Source organism: Staphylococcus simulans, assembly GCF_002994445.1.
GTDB classification, from domain to species: Bacteria; Bacillota; Bacilli; order Staphylococcales; family Staphylococcaceae; genus Staphylococcus; species Staphylococcus simulans_B.
The window spans coordinates 302399-321656 of sequence record NZ_MRZJ01000001.1; the positions used below are offsets into that span (position 1 = coordinate 302399).

Annotated in this window: 20 protein-coding genes; 15 read left to right on the top strand and 5 right to left on the bottom strand. The window is 36.4% G+C overall.

All coding sequences use genetic code 11. The features are described from left to right. Positions 1–15: 15 nt before the first annotated feature. The 7 genes from C7N65_RS01630 (at position 16) to gndA (ending at position 7794) form a co-directional block, all read left to right on the top strand. Positions 16–1008 carry a thiamine pyrophosphate-dependent dehydrogenase E1 component subunit alpha gene (locus C7N65_RS01630; protein ID WP_105992721.1) on the top strand — a complete coding sequence of 331 codons (993 nt, stop codon included), beginning with the start codon at positions 16–18 and terminating at the stop codon, positions 1006–1008. Next, positions 1008–1991, top strand: coding sequence for an alpha-ketoacid dehydrogenase subunit beta (locus C7N65_RS01635; RefSeq protein ID WP_105992722.1), 984 nt, complete (start codon positions 1008–1010; stop codon positions 1989–1991). Before C7N65_RS01630 ends, C7N65_RS01635 begins: the two co-directional genes overlap by 1 nt. Before the next feature lie 18 nt (positions 1992–2009). Next, positions 2010–3302 (top strand): dihydrolipoamide acetyltransferase family protein, encoded by a 1293-nt coding sequence (locus tag C7N65_RS01640; protein ID WP_105992723.1) that lies wholly within the window; start codon positions 2010–2012, stop codon positions 3300–3302. 96 nt (positions 3303–3398) lie between these two features. After that, positions 3399–3836, top strand: a complete 438-nt coding sequence (gene brxB / locus C7N65_RS01645; protein ID WP_105992724.1) for a bacilliredoxin BrxB — start codon at positions 3399–3401, stop codon at positions 3834–3836. A gap of 12 nt (positions 3837–3848) precedes the next feature. After that, positions 3849–4826 carry an aromatic acid exporter family protein gene (locus tag C7N65_RS01650; protein ID WP_105992725.1) on the top strand — a complete coding sequence of 326 codons (978 nt, stop codon included), beginning with the start codon at positions 3849–3851 and terminating at the stop codon, positions 4824–4826. Between the two features lie 353 nt (positions 4827–5179). Beyond that, positions 5180–6304: a M20/M25/M40 family metallo-hydrolase gene (locus C7N65_RS01655; RefSeq protein ID WP_105992726.1), complete on the top strand. Its 1125-nt coding sequence runs from the start codon at positions 5180–5182 to the stop codon at positions 6302–6304. An 80-nt stretch (positions 6305–6384) separates the two neighbouring features. Continuing rightward, on the top strand, positions 6385–7794 hold the full coding sequence (gene gndA / locus C7N65_RS01660) for an NADP-dependent phosphogluconate dehydrogenase (RefSeq protein ID WP_105992727.1): 1410 nt from the start codon (positions 6385–6387) through the stop codon (positions 7792–7794). Positions 7795–7911: 117 nt separating this feature from the next. Here gndA and C7N65_RS01665 read toward each other — a convergent pair whose 3' ends face one another. Further along, positions 7912–8769, bottom strand: a complete 858-nt coding sequence (locus C7N65_RS01665; RefSeq protein WP_105992728.1) for an AraC family transcriptional regulator — start codon at positions 8767–8769, stop codon at positions 7912–7914. Between the two features lie 138 nt (positions 8770–8907). After that, a complete protein-coding gene (zwf, locus tag C7N65_RS01670) occupies positions 8908–10392 on the bottom strand; it encodes a glucose-6-phosphate dehydrogenase (RefSeq protein WP_105992729.1) in 1485 nt (494 codons plus the stop codon). Positions 10393–10531: 139 nt separating this feature from the next. Here zwf and rnz point away from each other — a divergent pair, with 139 nt between their 5' ends. Then, positions 10532–11452 carry a ribonuclease Z gene (gene rnz / locus C7N65_RS01675; RefSeq protein ID WP_105992730.1) on the top strand — a complete coding sequence of 307 codons (921 nt, stop codon included), beginning with the start codon at positions 10532–10534 and terminating at the stop codon, positions 11450–11452. A gap of 50 nt (positions 11453–11502) precedes the next feature. Here rnz and proC read toward each other — a convergent pair whose 3' ends face one another. Further along, on the bottom strand, positions 11503–12312 hold the full coding sequence (gene proC, locus C7N65_RS01680; RefSeq protein WP_105992731.1) for a pyrroline-5-carboxylate reductase: 810 nt from the start codon (positions 12310–12312) through the stop codon (positions 11503–11505). A 136-nt stretch (positions 12313–12448) separates the two neighbouring features. On the opposite strand from proC, the gene C7N65_RS01685 reads away from it, so the two are divergent. Further along, positions 12449–13210, top strand: coding sequence for an SDR family NAD(P)-dependent oxidoreductase (locus C7N65_RS01685; RefSeq protein WP_105992732.1), 762 nt, complete (start codon positions 12449–12451; stop codon positions 13208–13210). 106 nt (positions 13211–13316) lie between these two features. Here the strand turns inward: C7N65_RS01685 and C7N65_RS01690 are convergent, their stop codons facing one another. Continuing rightward, complete coding sequence (locus C7N65_RS01690; RefSeq protein WP_105992733.1) at positions 13317–14225, bottom strand: aldo/keto reductase; 909 nt, start codon at positions 14223–14225, stop codon at positions 13317–13319. An 85-nt stretch (positions 14226–14310) separates the two neighbouring features. Between C7N65_RS01690 and C7N65_RS01695 the strand changes: the two genes are divergently transcribed. The 3 genes from C7N65_RS01695 to xerD all read left to right on the top strand — a co-directional run bounded on the left by C7N65_RS01695 (position 14311) and on the right by xerD (position 16334). Continuing rightward, positions 14311–14853 (top strand): NUDIX domain-containing protein, encoded by a 543-nt coding sequence (locus C7N65_RS01695; RefSeq protein ID WP_105992734.1) that lies wholly within the window; start codon positions 14311–14313, stop codon positions 14851–14853. A gap of 105 nt (positions 14854–14958) precedes the next feature. After that, on the top strand, positions 14959–15411 hold the full coding sequence (locus tag C7N65_RS01700) for a Fur family transcriptional regulator (protein WP_105992735.1): 453 nt from the start codon (positions 14959–14961) through the stop codon (positions 15409–15411). A 23-nt stretch (positions 15412–15434) separates the two neighbouring features. Further along, positions 15435–16334, top strand: a complete 900-nt coding sequence (gene xerD / locus C7N65_RS01705; protein ID WP_105992736.1) for a site-specific tyrosine recombinase XerD — start codon at positions 15435–15437, stop codon at positions 16332–16334. A 25-nt stretch (positions 16335–16359) separates the two neighbouring features. Here the strand turns inward: xerD and C7N65_RS01710 are convergent, their stop codons facing one another. Further along, positions 16360–16872: a DUF309 domain-containing protein gene (locus tag C7N65_RS01710; protein ID WP_105992737.1), complete on the bottom strand. Its 513-nt coding sequence runs from the start codon at positions 16870–16872 to the stop codon at positions 16360–16362. Between the two features lie 102 nt (positions 16873–16974). On the opposite strand from C7N65_RS01710, the gene C7N65_RS01715 reads away from it, so the two are divergent. Genes C7N65_RS01715 through C7N65_RS01725 form a run of 3 tightly spaced genes read left to right on the top strand, consistent with a single transcriptional unit; the run spans position 16975 to position 18971 of the window. Further along, the gene (locus C7N65_RS01715; protein ID WP_105992738.1) at positions 16975–17706 is read left to right on the top strand and encodes a segregation and condensation protein A; all 732 of its coding nucleotides are present in this window, start codon (positions 16975–16977) and stop codon (positions 17704–17706) included. Beyond that, positions 17696–18244 carry an SMC-Scp complex subunit ScpB gene (scpB, locus tag C7N65_RS01720; RefSeq protein WP_105992739.1) on the top strand — a complete coding sequence of 183 codons (549 nt, stop codon included), beginning with the start codon at positions 17696–17698 and terminating at the stop codon, positions 18242–18244. The genes C7N65_RS01715 and scpB overlap by 11 nt, the downstream gene beginning before the upstream one ends. Further along, positions 18237–18971 (top strand): pseudouridine synthase, encoded by a 735-nt coding sequence (locus C7N65_RS01725; protein WP_105992740.1) that lies wholly within the window; start codon positions 18237–18239, stop codon positions 18969–18971. The genes scpB and C7N65_RS01725 overlap by 8 nt, the downstream gene beginning before the upstream one ends. Positions 18972–19258 lie beyond the last annotated feature (287 nt).

Sequence of the window (19258 nt, forward strand, 5' to 3'; positions counted from 1 at the left end):
AAAGGAGGAAGAAAGATGATTGATTATAAATCTGCCGGTCTTACCGAAAGAGATTTAAAAGAGATGTATAAATGGATGGATTTGGGTCGCAAAATAGACGAAAGAATGTGGCTATTAAACCGCGCAGGAAAAATCCCTTTCGTTATCAGCTGTCAAGGACAAGAAGCAGCACAAATCGGCATGGCATTTGCTATGGAAAAAGGGGATGTTTCAGCCCCTTATTATAGAGATTTAGCGTTAATTACTTATTTAGGTATTACACCAACTGAAACAATGATGTCTGCTTTCGGCAAACAAGGCGACATTAATTCAGGCGGTAAACAAATGCCGTCTCACTACAGTAAAAGAGAAGTCGACATTCTATCGCAAAGTTCACCTGTAGGCACACAAGTGTTGCAAGGTGTCGGTGCTGCATTAGCGCTTAAAATGGATAAGAAACCTAACATTGCAATGGCAACATTAGGTGAAGGGACTTCTAACCAAGGTGATTTTCATGAAGGCCTTAACTTTGCTGGTGTTCAAAAATTACCATTTATTTGTGTCATTGAAAATAATGAATATGCAATTTCAGTACCTACTCACTTGCAGTATGCGGCTGAGAAATTATCTGATCGTGCATTAGGCTATGGTATTCATGGCGAACGTGTTGACGGAAACGATCCGATTGCCATGTATAAAGCCATGCACGAAGCACGCGAAAGAGCTCTTAACGGTGGAGGCTCAACGTTGCTCGAAGCTATGTGTACACGTATGACAGCACATTCTTCTGATGACGATGACCAATACAGAAGTCCAGAAATCAGAGAAGGTTTGAAATCATTGGATTGCAATATCAAATTCAAAGCTCACTTGCTTGATTTAGGCATTGCAAATGACGAATGGTTTGCTGAAGTAGAGAAAGAAAATAAAGCTATCGTAAACAAAGCGACTAAAGAAGCTGAAGCTTCACCATATCCAGACCCAAGTGAAACATATACGCATGTTTACGAAGAAGGAGGGCTTGAATAATGGCAAAAATTACTTATTTATCAGCAATCCAACAAGCTATATATCAAGCTATGGAAAAAAATCCGAATGTATTTGTTTTAGGTGAAGACGTAGGTAAAAAAGGTGGCGTTTTCGGCGTTACTTTAGGCTTGCAAGAAAAATTCGGAATTGAACGTGTGATTGATACACCTTTAGCTGAATCTAACATTGTCGGTACAGCGATTGGTGCCTCTATGTTAGGCAAACGTCCAATTGCTGAAATTCAATTTGCAGAATATATATTACCAGCTACTAACCAAATAATGAGTGAAGCAGCCAAAATGCGCTACCGTTCTAATAATGATTGGCAAGCGCCAGTTACAATTCGTGCTCCTTTTGGCGGCGGTATTCATGGTGCCTTATACCATTCGCAAAGTATCGAAAGTGTTTTTGCATCTACACCAGGTTTGACGATTGTTATTCCGTCCACACCTTATGATGCGAAAGGTTTGCTTTTAGCGTCTGTAGAATCAAATGATCCTGTCTTGTATTTCGAACACAAAAAGGCATACCGTTTATTAAAAGAAGAAGTACCAGAAGAATATTATACAGTGCCGATCGGCAAAGCAGATGTTAAACGTGAAGGCAGTGATATTACGGTCTTTACATACGGCTTATGTGTAAATTACAGTTTGCAAGCAGCAGATGTTTTAGCTGAAGAGGGCATTGATGTTGAAGTAGTAGATTTACGTACAGTTTATCCATTAGATAAATCAACTATTATTGAACGTGCAAAACGCACTGGCAAGATTTTATTAGTAACTGAAGATAATTTGGAAGGCAGCATTATGTCAGAAGTTTCAGCGATTATCGCAGAAAACTGCTTATTTGATTTAGATGCACCGATTATGCGTCTCGCTGGTCCAGATGTTCCAGCAATGCCGTTTTCACCGCCATTAGAAGATGAATTCATGATGAATCCGGATAAAATCAAAGAAAAAATGCTTGAATTAGCACGTTTTTAATTATAGGAGGCCTATGACATGGAAATCAAAATGCCGAAACTCGGAGAGAGTGTACATGAAGGTACCATTGAACAATGGTTAGTCGAAGTCGGCGACAAAATAGAAGAATACGAACCTATTTGTGAAGTTATTACAGATAAAGTAACGGCAGAAGTGCCATCTACAGAAGCTGGTACAATTACTAAAATCTTAGTTGAAGCTGGTGAAACTATCAGCGTTGGGACACCTATTTGCGAAATTGAAGCTGAAGGTGAAGCAAGTGCTTCTGATGAATCAAATAATGACACATCATCAGAAACACCTGCAAAAGAAGAAGCACCTGTAAAACCAGAACAACCACAACAATCGGCTGCTCCAAAAAATGAAAATCAGCCATTAAATAACGGCAGATATTCTCCTGTAGTCTTCAAATTGGCATCAGAGCATCAAATCGATTTAACCCAAGTGAAAGGCACTGGCTTTGAAGGTCGTGTAACTAAAAAAGATATTGAACATGTTATTAGTAATCCTGACTTGATGTTAGAGCAATCTAATGTTCAAGACAGCAAGGCAGCATTAGAAAGTGCAGCAACACCTGAAAGCACACCATCAAGCACTGCTTCTGATGACTTTGCTGGAGAATCTATTCCAGTCAACGGTGTAAGAAAAGCCATTGCAAAACATATGGTTGAAAGTGTGACTGAAATTCCGCATGCATGGATGATGGTCGAAGCTGATGCTACAAACTTGGTGAAAACAAGAAATCATCATAAAGCGCAATTTAAAGCAAAAGAAGGCTACAACTTAACATTCTTTGCATTCTTTGTGAAAGCTGTAGCAGAAGCTTTAAAAGAATTCCCTATGCTTAACAGCAGCTGGCAAGGTTCTGAAATCAAAGTGCATAAAGCTATTAATATTTCTATTGCGGTTGCAGTAGAAGATAAATTATTCACACCTGTGATTCATAATGCTGATGAAAAATCTATTAAAGGTATTGCACGTGAAATCAATGAATTAGCTACGAAAGCACGTAACAATAAATTGACACAAGCTGATATGCAAGGCGGAACATTTACTGTAAATAATACAGGTACGTTTGGCTCTGTGTCTTCAATGGGTATAATCAACCACCCGCAAGCAGCTATTCTGCAAGTAGAATCAATCGTTAAAAAACCAGTGGTTATTGATGATATGATTGCAATCCGCAATATGGTCAACTTATGTATTTCTATTGATCATCGTATTTTAGATGGTCTCCAAGCCGGCCGTTTTATGAATACAATTAAAAATAGAGTAGAACAATTTTCAATTGAACATACTTCTATCTATTAATGACGTTTCAGATAAACGAACAGGCATGTTGAACTCTATTAAATTAATTAGTAGAATAAAATAGAACATTATCATAAACTGAAGGGTGATTTCATTATGGATTTAAATTTTGATTTATATATGAACGATGTAGTTGAACAAGCACGTAAAGAAATAGAAAATGCTGGTTATGAACAGCTTACAACGCCAGAAGATGTTGATGCAGTACTTAAAAAAGACGGCACTTCACTTGTAATGATTAACTCAGTATGCGGTTGTGCAGGCGGTATTGCACGTCCGGCTGCAGAACATGCATTGCATTTCGATAAATTGCCTGATCGTCTAGTTTCTGTATTTGCTGGTCAAGATAAAGAAGCAACACAACGCGCGAGAGAATACTTTGAAGGATATGCACCTTCAAGTCCATCATTCGCACTTATCAAAGATGGTAAAATTACTGAGATGGTAGAACGTCATCAAATCGAAGGACATGACATCATGGATGTAATTACGCAACTTCAAAACCTATTCGAAAAATATTGCGACAAGCGATAAGAGGGTAGGCAGATGATGCGTTTTAATCCATATAAAATAGGATTTAGAACGATAAAAACTGCTGTGGGAATGGCACTTGGAATTATTATTGCCAAATTAATTGGTTTAGATAATTTTTCTTCAAGTGCCATTTTAGTTGTTTTATGTATAAAACATACGAAAGTCCATTCCCTTCAAGCAATTGTTTCCCGTTTTGTTTCCTGTATTCTTATACTAATCATTGGTTCTTTTGCCTTTAGTTTGTTAGGACAAAGTGCAATTGTTTTAGGTTTGATAGTATTGTTTTTCATACCGCTGACTGTAATGCTGAAAGTTCAAGAAGGTATTATTACCAGCTGCGTTATCTTGCTGCATGTCTTCAATGCCAAGGTCATCGACTTGCATCTATTCATTAATGAAATACTATTACTTATTGTTGGCTTGGGTATTGCATTTATTATGAACTTGATTATGCCGAGTCTTGATAAGCAATTAAAGAAATACAAATATACAATTGAAAAGCAATTTACTGAAATTTTTTATTCATTCAGCAAGGTTTGCTACGACACTGACTTTAACTTAAATGTGCCGTTAAAAGAAATAGAAAAAGAAATACAAAAGGCAAAATCGTATGCGTTCAGGGATGTTAAAAATCATTATGTCAGAAATGAAAACTCATATTATCATTATTTCGATATGCGTGAGGAACAACTCGAAATTATCGAACGTATCGAACAACTTCTTAAAAATATCAAATTTGAGGATAAGATGGTACGCCGTTTAGGCAACCTATTCGCGGAAATAGCTAAAAATGTAAACAGTAATGATTATACTGCGATGCGCTTATACTCACTGTATGAGTTGCACTTAGACTTATATGATCAAGCATTGCCGCAATCAAAAGAGGCATTAATTAATAGAGCCAATGAAATTCAAATTGTGAATGAACTAGAACGCTATTTGCAAATCAAATCTCATTTTGGTTCATTAAAATTATATGATGAAATATAAAATAAACAGAGTATGATCTTATATTCATGAACGAATATAAGATCATACTCTGTTTTTAATGCTACTGCATTAATGGTGCTAAACTTGATAAAAGCAACGCTACAATTACAGCGATCAACATGACAATAATAACTATTTTTGAAACTTTTCCTTTAAACACGTTATTCTCCTCCAACATAAGCTTTCTAAGTATTAATAAATATAGTACATTATTCTAAATCAAAATGGCAGCCTTTTCAATGTACAGTTTATAAATTATTATATCATGATTTTAACCTATGTTTTGAAACATATAAGTTTTCTGAATACGATTGTTGATATACACTATAGATATATGCGAAAGGGGTTATGACATGATTAATGAACAACGCTTACTTAATACTTTTTTAGAATTAGTCCAAATCGATTCAGAGACTGGACACGAAGAGATAATTCAACCGATTCTAAAGAAAAAATTTGAAGACTTAGGTCTTAAAGTAGAAGAAGACCATGCAGGTGACCAACCTGATTTAGGCGCAAATAATTTAATTTGTACCTTAGATGCAACAGAAAATCAATCGAATACCCAAAAAATCTACTTTACCAGCCACATGGATACAGTGGTACCGGGTATTAACGTAAAACCAATTGTTAAAGATGACGGATATATTTATTCAGATGGTACGACTGTATTAGGTGCTGATGACAAAGCAGGTCTTGCAGCTATATTCGAGCTTATCCATGTTATAAAAGAACATAATATTCCGCATGGTCAAATTCAATTTGTTATTACAGTGGGAGAAGAATCTGGATTATTAGGCGCTAAAGCTTTAGATCCAAATCTTTTAGATGCTGAATTCGGTTATGCAGTCGATGCAAGTGCACCAATCGGTACGACTGTATTAGGTGCACCGACTCAAATGAAAATCAGTGCGGTCATCCATGGTAAAAAAGCACATGCCAGCACGCCGAACAAAGGGGTTAGTGCGATTAATATCGCAGCTAAAGCTGTCAGCAAAATGAAATTAGGCCAAGTAGATGATGAAACTACTGCTAACATCGGCAGTTTTACAGGCGGATCAGCAACAAATATCGTTGCAGATGAAGTGACTTTACACGCTGAAGCAAGATCGCATTCTAATGAAAAGATTGAAGCACAAATCGAGCATATGAAAAATGTGTTTACAGAAACAGCAAAAGCATACGGATGTTCAGCCGATATTGAAACTACAAAAAGCTACCAAGGCTTTAAAGTTGCTGAAGATGCAAAAGTAACACGCTATGCAATAGAAAGTGCTGAAAGCCTTGGCTTAAGCGGTAATACAGTCATTGCCGGCGGAGGTTCTGACGGGAATATCATCAATGCCTTAGGTGTTCCTACAGTCATTATCGGTATCGGTTATGAAAATATCCACACAACTGAAGAACGTATGGAAATCAAATCATTGAACTTATTAGCACAACAGCTTGTAAAAATCGTTGAACTTGTCAGTGCATAGTTACAAGCTTGATTATGTGAGCAGAAATGCTAATTGTGATACAATAAGATAGAAAATTTTAACAAAGAGAGGTAAGTAATATGACGCAACAAATTGGTGTAGTCGGTTTAGCCGTAATGGGTAAAAACTTAGCTTGGAATATTGAATCTCGTGGCTATACAGTATCTGTATATAACCGTTCAAAAGAAAAAACAGATACAATGGTCGAAGAATCTAAAGGTAAGAACATTCACCCCACTTATTCTTTAGAAGAGTTCGTAAATTCATTAGAACGTCCTCGCAAAATTTTATTAATGGTAAAAGCAGGTCCAGCAACAGATGCGACAATCGAAGGATTATTACCATTATTAGATGACGGTGATATTTTAATCGATGGCGGTAATACAAACTACGAAGATACTATCCGCCGAAACAAAGCATTAGCAGAAAGCGGCATCAACTTTATCGGTACAGGTGTATCAGGCGGTGAAGTAGGCGCATTAACAGGTCCTTCAATTATGCCTGGCGGCCAAAAAGAAGCATATGATAAAGTCGCTGATATTTTAGAAGCAATTGCTGCTAAAGCTGACGATGGTGCACCATGTGTAACTTACATCGGTCCAGACGGTGCTGGCCACTATGTAAAAATGGTACACAATGGTATTGAATATGCAGACATGCAATTAATTGCAGAAAGCTATGCATTAATGAAAGATGCATTACACATGTCTCATACAGAAATCGCTCAAACGTTTAAAGATTGGAACGCTGGAGAGCTTGAAAGCTATCTAATTGAAATCACAGGTGAAATCTTCAACAAATTAGACGAAGACGGTTCACCATTGGTAGAAAAAGTAATGGATAAAGCAGGTCAAAAAGGAACAGGTAAATGGACATCTATTAACGCACTTGAATTAGGTGTACCTTTAACAATTATTACTGAATCTGTATTTGGTCGTTTCATTTCATCAATGAAAGAAGAACGTGTAGCGGCTTCTAAAGAATTAACTGGACCTTCACCAAAATTCGAAGGTGATAAAGAAGAATTCTTAGAAAAAATCCGTAAAGCTTTATACATGAGTAAAATCTGTTCTTATGCACAAGGTTTTGCACAAATGCGTAAAGCAAGTGAAGAACGCAACTGGAACTTACAACTTGGCGATTTAGCTATGATCTGGAGAGCAGGTTGTATCATCCGTGCACAATTCTTACAAAAAATCAAAGAAGCGTACGACAATAATCCAGAGTTGCAAAACTTATTATTAGATCCTTACTTTAAAGATATCGTTACAAATTATCAATCAGCACTTCGCGATGTCGTTATTGAAAGTGTTGCAAACGGTGTGCCTACACCAGGATTCGCTGCAAGTATCAACTACTTCGACAGCTATCGTTCAGAGAACTTACCAGCTAACTTGATTCAAGCACAACGTGACTACTTCGGTGCCCACACTTATCAACGTAAAGACCAAGAGGGTACTTTCCATACACATTGGGCAGAAGAAAAATAATTCAATATTTTAATTAGCACATCATGCATGTAAAAAGCCGCCAGTGATTGGCGGCTTTTCTTATGTTTAATTTCGAATTATTCACGTTACACTTGTTAGTTCAATTCAGATAAAACATTATTGATCGTCAGGGTCAATCGGCAACCATAACTGCATTTTTGTAAATGGATCATCAAATGAGATATCAAACGGATAAATTTCTACATATAAGCTATCAGTCTCATAAGGCATTGTCAGCTGCAATCTTGTTTCAATATAATGCCATGCTTCATTCACCGCAAAATCGATTTCACCTTGCAAATTAAATTTTGCATACTGTCTTGAGGGCAAAAATCTGCTTTCCATATGTGCAGGATAACGTTCGCTTGGGACGCCCGCAAATATTTCAGCACCATTGTCTAAAGGGCATTTAACAATAAACAACTCATGAGGGCTTACATCATTATAGCGTTGCAACTCTTTAATTCTGCCGTCATGCAATAAATCCTCTAAGTAGTCTGCTACGAGGAAAGGATTGCTCAATTCCTCTGTATTGATAAATCTTGCATAACCCACTAATGCATAGTCCTCTGATGTTTCTAATCGATAAGTATACGGCGGACGATCCGTCGTAGAAATTCTTAAATATAAACGTTCCTGCATTTTTAATTCATCTTGTTTTAATTTAGCTTGAATAGGAGAGATTCCATGATAATCACTGAATGCATTCGCAAAATCATTGGTGTCTTGATAATGATATTTCTTTGCTATATCAACTAAACGATAGGCACCCACAATGACATCCTCTGCCGCCTTCGTTAATTTTCTCGCTTCTGCATACTCACTAGGAGATAAGCCGACAATCATCTTAAAGGACTGATCTAGATGCATTGGAGAAAGACCAACGTAATCACTTAAATCTTGCAAATGAAAAGGCTCAAGAATCCTATCCTCGATATAAACAATCGCCTGTTGTATTTGCTTGATAACGTCCAAAGTGCTCACTCCTAAAATAACTATTGTTTAATATTATACCGTATTTTTTTATCATATTCCTATAAAAAGGGCTAAAAAAACAAGACAGCGTCATATAGCGACACTATCTTGTCATTAAACACTTTAAATTACATATTATTAGTAAATATCGTCCCACCAATGGAAGCCGTCACGGCTAAGCAATAATTCACTTTTGAGCGGACCGTTCGTACCAGATTTATAGTTAGGGAAATCTGGTGTTACTTGATCCCATTCTTCCTGAATGGCATCTACATATTTCCATGTTGATTTTAACTCTTCCCAATGTGTAAAGTTTGTTGCATCGCCTTTGAGGCAGTCGAATAATAAGTTTTCATATGCATCAACAGTATTCATTTTATCTTGTGCACTCATAGAGTAAGAAAGTTGTACCGGTTCAGTTTCAATGCCTTGTACGTTTTTCTTCGCATTTAAGTGGATAGATACCCCTTCATTAGGTTGGATGTTAATCACAAGCAAGTTAGAATCTAAATGTTTATCTTTTTCATAGTATAAGTTCATTGGTACTTCTTTAAATTCAACGACCACTTGAATAGATTTGCGTTTCATTCTTTTACCTGTTCGGATATAGAATGGTACGCCTGCCCAGCGGAAGTTATCAATCATAACTTTGCCTGAAACAAAAGTAGGGGTGATTGAGTCTTCGCTGACACGATCTTCTTCACGATAACTTTTAACTTGTTGGCCATTAATTTCTCCTGCATCATATTGGCCGCGGACAAAGTTTGTACGTACCGCTTCAGAATCTAACGGATGCAGCGACTTCAATACTTTTACTTTTTCCGCTCTGATATCTGCACTATTCAAACTGATAGGCGGCTCCATCGCTAACAATGCGACCATTTGAAGCATATGGTTTTGGAACATATCTTTTAACGCACCACTGGATTCATAATATCCACCGCGGTCTTCAACACCTAATATTTCTGATGAAGTCACTTGAATGTTAGAAATATATTTATTGTTCCATAATGGCTCAAACATCGCATTCGCAAAACGCAACACTTCGATATTTTGAACCATATCTTTACCAAGATAGTGATCGATACGATAGATTTCGTTTTCTTTGAATGATTTTCTTATTTGTTTATTCAACTTCTCAGCAGATGCCAAATCACTGCCGAACGGTTTTTCAATCACTAAACGTTTAAAGCCTCTTGTTTTAGTAAGGCCTGAAGATTTTAAGTAATCCGTCACTAAACCGAAGAAATTAGGCGCCATTGCGAGATAGAATAAACGATTGCCTTGCAAACCGAATTCTGAATCAAGCTGGTTGCTGAATTTGAGCAAATCATCATAGCTTTGTTCATCACTGACATCATGCTTAAAGTAAAATACATGGTCCATAAATTGATCAAGGTGTTTTGTATCTTTTACATGAGCTTGAATAGATGATTTCACCTGATTGCGAAATTCATCATTTGAATAGTCACGACGGCCAATACCAATGATTGCAACATGTTCATCAAGGTTATCCTGTTGGTATAAATGAAATAGTGAAGGGAAGAGCTTACGGTGGCTTAAATCACCTGTTGCTCCAAAAATTGTAATCAAACATGGTATATGCTTTCTTTTAGTACTCAAGATTCAAAACCTCAATTCTTTATTAGATATGCTATTATTATAGACTATGGTGCCTGGTTGTAACACATATTTGCTTAAATTTCTTCGTGATTGCCGTTTTATATATGGTACACTAGCGTGTAGAGAGAGGAGCGTTATGATGGAAATTACATTTTTGGGAACTGGAGCGGCGTTGCCAACGAAAGAACGCAATACACAAGCAATAGCGCTCAATTTAGAACCGTATTCAAATTCAATTTGGCTTTTTGATGTCGGTGAAGGTACACAGCATCAAATTTTGCACCATTCCATTAAACTCGGTAAAATCAATCATATTTTTATCTCCCATATGCATGGAGATCATATATTCGGCTTGCCAGGCTTATTGACCAGCCGTTCTTTCCAAGGCGGAGAAGATAAACCTTTAACAATTATAGGACCAAGAGGTATCAAAAATTACGTAGAAATGACATTGCGGGCGTCATTATCCAAGTTAAACTATCCGTTAACTTTCATAGAAATAGATGATCAGCTGCACTATCACCATGAAGGATTCACAGTCAGTGCTTATGCACTTAACCATGGCGTACCATCATTTGGTTATCGAATCGAAGCACCAACAACACCAGGGAAAATAGATGTCCGTGCTTTGAAAGCCATCGGAATGGAACCGGGTCCTCAATATCAAGAAGTAAAGGATAATGAAACATTTACATTTAATGACCAAGTATACGACTCAAAACAATTTAAAGGTGAAGACAAAATCGGGCCGAAAATTGCAATCTTCGGAGATACTATGCCTTGCGATAATGAGTATATTCTTGCTAATGATGTAGATATAATTGTTCATGAAGCTACATATATTGACGGAGACCTTTCATTAGCTGAAAGCCACCATCATACTCATATTTCACAAGTGCTGCGCTTACTTGAAAACAGCAATGCCAAGCAAGCTTTGCTAAACCATATCAGCAATCGCTATAATTTATCAGATATCGATGTGATTTATGCTGAACTTCAAGAACAATATCCACATTTAAAATTTAAATTTGTACGAGACTTTGATGCGTTTGAAGTATAAAAAATGCTGAGGCAGGGGACATACCCAATGTCTCAGCATTTGTTTTATCATTAGTCTTCATTTGATAATTCTTTACTTCTTTTAACAGCAGCATTGAAGCAATCTTCAAAGATGCCTTCGATATCATGTTGTGATAAAGCATCTAAACCGGCTTGTGTTGTTCCGCCTTTAGATGTCACGTTTTGTCTTAATTGCTCCATACTTAAATCAGAACGTTCTATCATTTTTCCTGTGCCGATAATTAAATTACGGATAGATTCTTCAACTTCTTCTTTATCTAATCCAAGTTTGACACCCGCTTCAACATACTGTTCAAACACATGATATAAGAATGCTGGTCCGCTTCCAGTCACTGCTGTCACTTGATGCAGTGCATCTTCTTGTACTTCTATTTCTGAACCGAATGCATGTACAATATCAATCACTTGCTGACGATCATCTGAAGCATAATTATCAGAGAAACTGATACCTGTAACAGAATGACCGACTTGTGCATTTGTATTTGGCATAATACGTGCAATCGGATTATCATGTTCTAATTGTTTTCTGATATACTGAATCGAGATACCCGCCATAATTGAAATGAACTTATTCTCGTCTGCAATATATGGACGGATTCTATCTGCTAAGGCATCAAAATCATAGGGCTTAGTTCCTAAAAATACAAAGTCAGCATCCGCAAGTAAAGATGCGTCATCATAACTATAGTTAACGCCTAATTCATCAGCATAACCTTTTAACACTTCTTCATTCGAACGATTTGTGATATAGATATTATTTGGATCAATTACTTTTGATGCAATGATTCCTGAGAAAATGGCATGCGCCATGTTGCCTGAACCATAAAATACAATTTTCATATTTTGATTAGCACTCCCTATATTTTTGATAATTGATATACCAATCATAGCAATATCAATCATTTTGCACAACAATGTAACTTTTAACTTAATTACCCGATTTTAAACATCATTTATAGATATTAGGAGGATAGAAATGGAACATCTCATCAAAAAGCATTTTGTCGTCACTGGAGGGACCAGCGGCTTAGGCTATGCCATTACACAACAATTGTTAAAAAAGGGCGCACAGGTCACCTTATTAATAAGAGATGTGCAAAAATATCATAATACACATTTTCCGACTAACGTACATTTACTTGATTATCAAATATGCGATTTGGCACAGCCGGAGGATATAAAACAGCTAGCTTTCAAGCAACCGATAGATGGTGTGATTCATAGTGCAGGGTTGGGTTACTTTAAGCCGATATTAGAGCATACTGAAAATGAAATGTTAGAAACTTATCGTATCAACCTGATACATTTCAACATGCTGCTGCAACAGCTAAAACCTTATTTCAGTCCTCATCCTTATATTGTGGGCATCAGTAGTTTAGCCGCATTTTCAACGCAAACTTCCAGCGGTCATTATGCAGCCAGCAAAGCAGGGTTCAATCAAGTATTAAATACATTACGGCTCGAAAACCCAAATTATCATGTGCTTGTCGTGAATGCAGGTCCCATTCGCACGCCTTTTCATGCAAAAGCAGACCCTACATTGAAGTATGCTGCACAAGTTGATAAATGGATGTTGGATCCTAATCAATTAGCACAAGAAGTCATTCATGCAATGACACATAAAAAAGCAGAATTGAATCGTCCTAAATGGCTCTATTACTTATTAAAGTGTTATCAGGTAAACCCGCGTTTCTTTGAAAAAGCAGCACCCAAACTCTTCAGCAATAAAGGCAAATAAATAGAAATAAAAACGACTTATGGCCATACTGCCCAAAAATCAACCCTAACTTTGATTTCAAGCATTGCCATAAGCCGTTTTTTTTAATTTTAGTTTATCCATTCATTTAATTTAAATGATTTGTATAATGCAAGTCTTTAACACGTTCTCTTGCTGCGTGCAATCTGTTTAAATCTATTTGTGTTTGATAGTTCTTCACATTTTCTTCAAGCTGTTCAACACTGCTTGCTCCTGCAATAATAGACCCTAATACATCTTGTGAAAGCAGATAGTTGAATGTGAGTGCAGATAAATTGTTTTCAATTTCTTTTAATGAAGCAATAGTGCTGCCAAGTTCTTGATAACTATAGTCGAAAATACCATCTCCAAACTTCTGATCTAAAGCTGTATTGCTTTTAGAAGTTAACAGACCTTTAAAGAGAGGACCGCGTGCTAATAATTTAACACCTTTTTGATGGGCTTTTTGTATCAAATCTTCTGGACGATTATCAATTAAGTTGAATTGTGCCATCCACGTTTCGATTTGACTGTGTTCTAAATAATAATTGATGACGTTAGGACGAATCGATGAAATACCATAAGCGCGAATAAGGCCTTCTTGTTTCAATTCATCAAAAGCACTGATTGTTTCATCTAACGGATCATCGATTGTTCCGCCATGTAATTGATATAAATCAATTTGATCCACACCTAAGTTTTTAAGGGAACTTTTCACACTTTCTTTAATGTGCTTCTTCGATGGATCCCAAAATGTTGTACCATCATCTTTTAAGTGGTTACCCACTTTTGTACCGATTACGATATCTTCGGAGTTTTGATACGGTTTCAAAATTTCTCCGACCAATTTCTCATTGATACCTTTGTCATACATATCCGCTGTATCAAAATAAGTAATCCCTAAATCAATTGCACGTTCTATAATTTCTTGTGCGTGTTTCTTCTCAGTACCAAGACTCATACATCCCAGACCTAATTCAGAAATCTCTAAACCGCTTTTCAAAACATTCTTTTGCATGTTGCGACTCCTTTCGATACACTTTAATTGTCTAACACTGCTAGTTTATCAGTCTTTCACTATAGTTAAAAGGAACGTGATTAAAATGGATTTTACAGAAAAGACTTTACACAAACAATCTATCTACAAAGGCAAAATTATTGATGTTGATGTAGATGAAGTACTATTACCTAATGGGGAGACTTCAAAACGTGAAATTGTCAATCACACAGGTGCTGTAGCAGTTTGTGCTTTGACACCTGAAAATAAAGTGGTCTTGGTAAAACAATTCCGCAAACCGATTGAAAAGGTATTATTAGAAATCCCTGCCGGCAAACTTGAAGAGGGGGAAGAACCGAAATCAGCGGCTTATCGAGAATTAGAAGAAGAAACTGGATATATCGCTCATGATTTGAAACAAATTGCGGACATTTATACTTCTCCTGGGTTTGCAAATGAGAAAATCGCAATCTACTTCACTGACAATTTGTCAAAAGGAGAGGTCCATTTAGACCCGGATGAATTTGTTGAACAAGTGGAGCTGACAATAGATGAAATCAAGGATTTAGTACAAAATCAACAAATAGAAGATGCCAAAACTTTAATTGAATTGCACCACTTATTATCAGTTTATAATCATTCTAAATAACAAATGAGAATGTGTTGCATTTTCACTCAATTACTGGTAATTTATAGTTAAGTCATTGTTTTACTTTAAAATGATTATAATTATTAGTAGAGGAGTGAGGCTTCCGTGGAAGAACGTTTAAAACGCGTGAAGCAGCAATTACAAAAATCATCTTATAAATTAACTCCGCAACGTGAAGCAACATTAAGAGTTCTGATTGAAAATGAGGAAGATCATTTAAGTGCTGAAGATGTTTATTTAAAAGTAAAAGACAAAGCACCTGAAATCGGATTAGCAACGGTTTACAGAACTTTAGAACTTTTAGCTGAACTGAAAATTGTTGATAAGATTAATTTCGGTGATGGTGTTTCACGTTTTGATTTGAAAAAAGAGGGAGAAAAACACTTTCACCATCATCTTGTTTGTATGGAATGCGGTAAGGTAGAGGAAATCGTTGAAGATTTATTACCGAAAGTCGAAGAGCGTGTTGAATCCGAATTCCAATTTAAAATTTTGGATCACCGGCTTACATTCCATGGCATTTGTCGAGAATGCCAGCAAAAGAAGAAAAATAGCTAGGTTAAGATAGAAGGTGAACTGTATTGGAAACGAATTTTGATAATATCATTGAAGAATATTTAAAGTTCATCCAAATTGAGAAAGGTTTAAGCGCAAATACGATAGGTGCGTATCGTCGCGACTTAAACAAATATAAAACTTACCTGGAGCAAAAAAAAGTCAGCAATATCGACTTTATTGATAGGGAAACCATTCAACAGTGCTTAGGCTACTTGCATGATGATGGGCATTCAGCAAAATCGATTGCCCGCTTCATTTCTACTGTACGCAGCTTCCATCAATTTGCTTTAAGGGAACGTTATGCAGCAAAAGATCCTACTGTCTTGATTGAAACACCTAAATATGAACGTCGCTTGCCGGATGTATTAGATGTAGATGATGTTCTTGCATTGCTTGAAACACCGAATTTAAGCAAAAACAATGGATATCGGGACAGAACCATACTTGAATTGCTGTATGCGACAGGTATGCGTGTCACTGAATTAATCCATGTCAGAGTCGAGGATGTCAATTTAATCATGGGCTTTGTCAGAGTTTTCGGTAAAGGCAGCAAAGAACGTATTATACCGTTAGGAGAAACAGTGATAGATTATTTAAAAACATATATCGAAACGGTGCGTCCTCAGTTATTAAAACAAACAGTAACAGATATACTCTTTTTAAATATGCACGGCAAACCGCTTTCGAGACAAGGTATATGGAAACTGATTAAGCAATATGGTGTGCAAGCTAATATTACTAAAAAGTTAACACCGCACTCATTGCGTCATTCCTTTGCGACGCATTTGCTTGAAAATGGCGCGGATTTAAGAGCAGTACAAGAAATGTTAGGGCATTCTGATATTTCTACTACGCAGTTGTATACACATGTTTCTAAATCGCAAATCAGAAAAATGTATAATGAATTTCATCCGCGTGCATGAACCGAAAACATATTTTGGTTCATGCTTATTTTTTGTCTTTCAGCTGTTTTAGTTTCAAAGCTTCTAATCGCGCATTTTCAACTTCATGTCTGTCGCGCAATAAATGATGATCGCATATATAAGGCAGGGTGCTGACTTGTTGCATCATAGCATAATCTGGATAGACTGTTTGGATTGCTTTTGTAAATGAAAGAAGCACAGGCAATTCCATAGGCTCAAACGTCAAATGCTGTTGTGCTGCTCGTGCATAGCCTTTTAGCATATGCAAATAGTCATTCGCTTTTAAACCGAGGTCTGATAATACATAACGATTTAAATGCGCGACACGGTATGCGCGTTGAAAGAGAGTATGTGCGCCTTTATAATTTGCACGTCTATAGTGGTAGCAGCCTGTTGCACATAAAATCAAGCTTACCACAGCATCTGTTTTTGAATAATGGTTTTGTGCTTTCCATGCTTCTTCTAAAATATCGTGGCATAGAAAGTAGTGCTGCTTAGTATGAAATTGATAATAAAAGTTGATGAGTGCTTGTTTCATCTTTTTTGCGCTCCTTGTTTCTCGTTTAATTATTGAAATGAATCATGTATAATATTGTACTGAATGACATACGCGACTTGCAATTAAAGGAGATACTGCTGAATGTACGAAGTTAAATTAGATGCTTTTAACGGGCCGCTTGATTTGCTGCTGCACTTAATTCATAAATATGAAATCGATATTTATGATATTCCGATGAAATCATTAACAGAACAATACATGAATTATATTCATGCAATGAAAGAATTAGAAATCAATATTGCGAGCGAGTATCTTGTTGTCGCATCAGAGCTGTTAATGATCAAAAGCAAAATGCTGCTGCCGCAACAACCGGATTTATCTGACGAAGCAATAGATGACCCGCGTGAAGAATTAGTAGGGCGTCTGATTGAATATCAAAACTATAAAGAATACACAACATTTCTGAATGAAATGAAAACACAGCGCGAGCAATATTATAGTAAGCATCCTACAGATTTAAGCCATTTAGAATCAACAGAATTATGGGATGAAAATAATACTATTGATTTAACAGAACTGATTATGGCTTATCAACGCATTAAAACAAGAGCTTCTTTCAATACACCAAGACAAGTCACTATCCAAAAAGAAACTTTCACGATTGAACAAGCAACGATGCAAGTATCTGAAAAATTATCACATGCCGCTTCATTCAACTTTTTTAGTTTGTTTACATTCAATGAAACAACAGAGCATGTGGTCACGCATTTCCTCGCCATTTTAGAATTGTCTAAATCAGGTATCATTCAAATCAAACAAGAAAAGGATTTCTCAGATATTAATATTACGCGAGGTGTAAATTATGGCGCTTAAGCAAAACGGAATATTAGAAGGATTATTGTATACTGCTGGAGACGAAGGCCTGGAATCAAAACAGTTACAAGAAATCCTGGACGTCTCAGAAGAAACATTAGAAACGCTAGTGGCTTCCTATGAATCACCAGGGTTAATGATTCATCAATACGGTTCTACTTATGTTCTGACAACCAAACAAGAAATTTCAAGCTATATTGAACAATTAGTAAAGCAGCAGTCGAAAATGAAACTGTCTCAAGCAGCAATGGAAGTTTTATCTATTATCGCTTATAACCAGCCTGTAACGCGAAATGACATTGAAATTATCAGAGGTATCAACTCTGACGGCGCTGCAAAAACACTTATTGCACGAGGCTTAGTAGAAGCAAAAGACGAAGAGAGTTCAAGAAGCCAGCAGCTTTATACTACACCGTTATTTTTAAATGTATTCGGCATGAAAAATATCGATGAATTACCTACGACAGAAGAAGAAGAGGAAGAAATCGAATCATTCTTCAATAATTTAATTAACCAAAAAGGAGATAATAATGAGTAACGAATTAGAGAGATTACAAAAACGTATTGCAAACAGCGGCTATACGTCTAGAAGAAAAGCAGAGACATTAATCGTTGAAGGAAAGGTACAAGTCAATGGGGAAACTGTGACGGAATTAGGTACCAAAGTCAAACCTTCAGACAGTGTAGAAGTAGAAGGGGTTAAATTAGAACAAGAAGATAAGCTTTATATTTTATTCTATAAACCTGCACAAGTAATCACAAGTGTTTCAGATGATCGCGGAAGAAAGGTAGTTACGGATTTCTTCGAAGATTTAGAAACGCGTATCTATCCTGTAGGACGTTTGGATTATGATACTTCAGGTTTGCTGATACTTACGAACGACGGAGAATTTACAAACTTGATGACGCATCCGCGCTACAAAATTAAAAAGAAATATGTCGCTAAATTAAAAGGCTATTTAATGCGTGATGAAGTGAAACAGTTAGAAAAAGGTATCCAATTAGAAGACGGCAAAACACATCCGGCAGAAGTAAAAATCAAAAACCAAAATAAAGAAAAGAATACAACACTGGTTGAAATTACGATTTCAGAAGGCCGTAACCGACAAGTCCGCCGTATGTTTGAACATTTCGGCTACGAAGTAACGAAATTAACAAGAATCGAACTTGGCGGATTAACATTGAAAGGCTTGAATGCTGGGGAAGGCAGAGTACTTACACCACATGAAGTGAAAAAATTACGCAATTTAGCCGCAAATGGCTAGAACACAAGCATAAATCAAAAAAGTTTGTGAAATTATGCACGTATTATGTTAATCTATTTTTATTCCCAAGGTTACAATTAACTTGTTGATATATGCTTATGTTATAATATGCCTTGAAGTGAAAAAAATCATCTATTAATAGTGTTTCTTTATTTAAAACAAAACTATAAGACGATGATGAATGGAGTATATCCAGTAAATCAAATAGGAGAAAGTACACTGTAAGATAGTTGGAATGATCCAGATAGAATTTCCGCTGGTTTTATAACTTGTGCTTGTGTATTGAT

Excerpts from the sequence above, each read along its gene's own strand:
- C7N65_RS01630 (WP_105992721.1), top strand. The coding sequence starts at position 16 with ATGATTGATTATAAATCTGCCGGTCTTACCGAAAGAGATTTAAAAGAG.
- C7N65_RS01635 (WP_105992722.1), top strand. The coding sequence starts at position 1,008 with ATGGCAAAAATTACTTATTTATCAGCAATCCAACAAGCTATATATCAA.
- C7N65_RS01640 (WP_105992723.1), top strand. The coding sequence starts at position 2,010 with ATGGAAATCAAAATGCCGAAACTCGGAGAGAGTGTACATGAAGGTACC.
- brxB (WP_105992724.1), top strand. The coding sequence starts at position 3,399 with ATGGATTTAAATTTTGATTTATATATGAACGATGTAGTTGAACAAGCA.
- C7N65_RS01650 (WP_105992725.1), top strand. The coding sequence starts at position 3,849 with ATGATGCGTTTTAATCCATATAAAATAGGATTTAGAACGATAAAAACT.
- C7N65_RS01655 (WP_105992726.1), top strand. The coding sequence starts at position 5,180 with ATGATTAATGAACAACGCTTACTTAATACTTTTTTAGAATTAGTCCAA.
- gndA (WP_105992727.1), top strand. The coding sequence starts at position 6,385 with ATGACGCAACAAATTGGTGTAGTCGGTTTAGCCGTAATGGGTAAAAAC.
- rnz (WP_105992730.1), top strand. The coding sequence starts at position 10,532 with ATGGAAATTACATTTTTGGGAACTGGAGCGGCGTTGCCAACGAAAGAA.
- proC (WP_105992731.1), bottom strand. The coding sequence starts at position 12,312 with ATGAAAATTGTATTTTATGGTTCAGGCAACATGGCGCATGCCATTTTC.
- C7N65_RS01685 (WP_105992732.1), top strand. The coding sequence starts at position 12,449 with ATGGAACATCTCATCAAAAAGCATTTTGTCGTCACTGGAGGGACCAGC.
- C7N65_RS01690 (WP_105992733.1), bottom strand. The coding sequence starts at position 14,225 with ATGCAAAAGAATGTTTTGAAAAGCGGTTTAGAGATTTCTGAATTAGGT.
- C7N65_RS01695 (WP_105992734.1), top strand. The coding sequence starts at position 14,311 with ATGGATTTTACAGAAAAGACTTTACACAAACAATCTATCTACAAAGGC.
- C7N65_RS01710 (WP_105992737.1), bottom strand. The coding sequence starts at position 16,872 with ATGAAACAAGCACTCATCAACTTTTATTATCAATTTCATACTAAGCAG.
- C7N65_RS01715 (WP_105992738.1), top strand. The coding sequence starts at position 16,975 with ATGTACGAAGTTAAATTAGATGCTTTTAACGGGCCGCTTGATTTGCTG.
- scpB (WP_105992739.1), top strand. The coding sequence starts at position 17,696 with ATGGCGCTTAAGCAAAACGGAATATTAGAAGGATTATTGTATACTGCT.
- C7N65_RS01725 (WP_105992740.1), top strand. The coding sequence starts at position 18,237 with ATGAGTAACGAATTAGAGAGATTACAAAAACGTATTGCAAACAGCGGC.